This is a genomic window from Propionispora hippei DSM 15287, from assembly GCF_900141835.1.
Taxonomy (GTDB): domain Bacteria; phylum Bacillota; class Negativicutes; order Propionisporales; family Propionisporaceae; genus Propionispora; species Propionispora hippei.
Genome location: NZ_FQZD01000073.1, coordinates 1 through 3,250, shown reverse-complemented (window position 1 = coordinate 3,250; position 3,250 = coordinate 1). Strand labels below are relative to the sequence as shown.

The following is a 3,250-nucleotide window of genomic DNA, read 5'->3' as shown; positions in this document are numbered from 1 at the left end:
CTAGTGTCTTGGCAAAGTTATGAATTAGAATTATACAGTATAGATTTTTCTGCAATGCAAGGCGGAGGAGGCGCGCATATCGGCCATATGTAAGCCGACGACAACGCAGCAGTGCGGAAAAAGATAGGCTGTATAAACTAAGATTTAACTTGGTCAAGACACTAGGGCAGCACTTGCAGCGGATTCAACGGTTGATCATTAAGGCGGACCTCAAAATGCAAATGCGGTCCCGTAGACCAGCCGGTATTGCCCATATAGGCGATCACTTCACCGGCCTCCACATACTGCCCCGGCTGTACTACCGACTGGGATAAATGGCCATATAAAGTGGAATACCCTCTGCCATGCTCTAAAATGACGGTTTTCCCATAGCCATCACACCAACCGCTGAACGTTACCTTGCCAGCCATGGCGCCCCGCACCGGTGTTCCCACGTCATTGGCAATATCAATGCCGCTATGCAGCCGGCCCCAGCGATAGCCGAACGGTGAGGTTATTTCTCCTCTGGTCGGCCATAAAAAGCGGGAGGTTGTCCCTCTGGACACAGGAGAAGCCTGCCGTAAGGGCAGCCGGCCACCGGGGATAAACAGTTTTTCACCTTCCGCCAATACGGCATTGTCATCCTTCTTGCCGTTAGCAACCACAATAGCCGGAATATCGACCTGATACGCGCGGGCAATCTCCCACAACGTATCGCCTGCCCGTACCGTGTGCAGTACGCCTTTGCCCGGTAGAATGGTAAGCTCCTGGCCGATTCGCAGCGTATCGTCGGACAGATCGTTCGCTGCCAGCAGAGTGGCCACATCCAACTGATATTGCTCGGCAATATTGCTTAAGGTTTCTCCTGACTGCACTACATGCTTACGCAGGGGGGCCAGGCCGGCTACGACGGTTTGCGGCGGTTCCGACACGGCCGGCAGCTCCGGTTTCTCCTGATTCGCTTCAAAGGAATGTCCCGCCTCGTCCCGGTGGGGCAAGTTAAGCACGCTTACACTGGCCAACACAATGATGGCTAGTACAACAAAAAATCGCTGTACCGCCGCTTTATGCTCAAGAAAGTTATGCATAGCGCCTAATCACTCCGGTTTACAGATATGAGTTGTCCCTGGTATATGATAAGCAGCGCACTCTTTATTTATGCATAATTGCGAAGTTATAATTATCATTGGTTAGCCAAACCGGCTACTACTGCCCGTTTGAACCATCCTCCCCCTGCCAATCACCCATTTTCCGGTTAACTCTGTCTTGTAAAGCACCCAATGCTCGTCCGGCAGAAATATGCAGCAGCCTTTTTGCCGTACTACACTCTCACCGGCTAAGGCACTGGTTTTCCATACCCAATAAATTAAACGGACCATATCCAAAAAGCAAACCTACTGAGTCAAAGGGACCGTCCCCCGCATCCTGCGCAGGCTAAGTAAAACAAAAAAGAGAGGATATTCTCCTCTCTTGCTATAGCATATTATTGATTGTGCCGGGAACATTTGGAAGGAATAAGTTCAATAAGCTCTAATTGCTCGGCCTGCTGCAGGTCCTTATCAGTCGCTGCCGAGATAGCCTGGCGGCCGCCGCAGTGCTGGCACTGGAGTTCGATGCAGTCAGGCAGCACGACCGCTTCAATATCAACGGAGCCGCAGAGGCAATAAATGTGTCCCTTTTCGGCAATATCGTGGATTTTATTGAGTACATCAAACAAGATTTGGGGATTTTCAATATTTTCGTCATAGCTGTCATAGCTGTCAATATCATCGTCCGTCTTTTCCCGAAGCAGCCGCTCAAATTCCCGCTGATGTCCGGCTATCATCTGCTCAACGGCTTCCCGCTCACCCATAAAGCCCAATTCTACTGTTTCACTGGGGCAATAAATTTTCTGAACCTGCGTATTGTCTATATGTTTTCGCCAAAGCTGCTTGCTGTCCAGGCATATAATATGATTGACCTCACAAACCACACAAGGAATTTTCAGGAGATACTGACCGTGACCCACGCCGGTAATGGTTGCCTGTACCTGGCCACAACTACAAACCAGTTCCCGGGACTGAGCCTTTTTCACGGTGAAAGCTGAAACGTCATGCACATGAGTTTTCCCGCACCGGGAACAATACAGTGCCAATGAATAGACTGTACGGATAACCATACCTGTCTCCCCCCTCTCTACAAAGGAATCTTCGCCAAGAATCAGCGAATTCCTGCCTGGGCGTATTGTCAAACTACGGAATGATCAATGGCGGGGAACTTTTGCGCCAGACCGGTTATAGCCTAAAGGGCACGCGGAATTTGGCAGGAATAGCAGCCCCTATTTCAAAAAATTTTAAAGAAGTATGGCACAAAAAGCACCGTCAGGGAGCGTCTCGGATAGTTTGCTGACACAACCTCCCCTTTGGCAATCCTAAAAAGACCCTCTATATATAAACAGACCGGATAAAGACCCCCGAGGCCCTATCCGGTCTGTCCAAAACCGTCTTGTCGAATGTCAGCCGATCATTAACCGTGAAGCTGCACAACCGGCAATGTTTTCCGCCACCATACGGCAAACCGCCATAATATCAAAAGGTTTGGTAATATAGGCGTAAGCTCCCATTTCCCTTGCCTGGTTTACCAATTCCAGCTCCCCGTAGGCAGTCATCATAATTACTCTATCTTCCTGACGCATGGCCTTCAACTCCTGGAGCGTCTCAATGCCATCCATGCCGGGCATCTTCATGTCCATCAGGATTACTGCCGGATTGACCTCCTTCGCTCGCTGCACACCTTCATAGCCGTTTCCCGCCGTAACGACCTCATATCCTTCGTCAGTCAATACTTCGGTTAAAAGCCGTCTGATTCCTGGCTGATCATCGATAACCAGTACTTTGGATTTAGCCGCAGTCGTTGCTGTCATTTTGTTCACCCTGCCTCTGTTTTTAATTTAACAAAACCTTTCTTCATTACATGTTTATTCGCACTGCATGACAAATATCCTTCTATATTTTGGTAATTGTTGTATTTATTTTAAAAATTCGCCAGCAGGTTCCTCCAGTTTTAGCCGGCAGCCAAGTATCCAATCAGTGCTCTGCCAACCTTGAAACCGGAAGATAAGTGAGTCAAAATTTTGTCAGCTAAGACGGAGGAAGAAGGCACACCGTCAGTATTCACTGAATTAAGGCTGATGAGGTACTAGTGTCTTGGCAAAGTTATGAATTAGAATTATACAGTATAGATTTTTCTGCAATGCAAGGCGGAGGAGGCGCGCATATCGGCCATATGTAAG

At 48.8% G+C, this 3,250-nt stretch carries 3 protein-coding genes; all 3 read right to left on the bottom strand.

Annotated features, from left to right (window positions below):
- Positions 1 to 161: 161 nt before the first annotated feature.
- Positions 162 to 1,067, bottom strand: coding sequence for a M23 family metallopeptidase (locus tag F3H20_RS19700; RefSeq protein WP_149736543.1), 906 nt, complete (start codon positions 1,065 to 1,067; stop codon positions 162 to 164).
- Positions 1,068 to 1,462: 395 nt separating this feature from the next.
- A complete protein-coding gene (locus F3H20_RS19695; RefSeq protein WP_149736542.1) occupies positions 1,463 to 2,137 on the bottom strand; it encodes a hypothetical protein in 675 nt (224 codons plus the stop codon).
- Positions 2,138 to 2,473: 336 nt separating this feature from the next.
- Positions 2,474 to 2,881, bottom strand: coding sequence for a response regulator (locus F3H20_RS19690; protein ID WP_149736541.1), 408 nt, complete (start codon positions 2,879 to 2,881; stop codon positions 2,474 to 2,476).
- Positions 2,882 to 3,250: the final 369 nt, after the last annotated feature.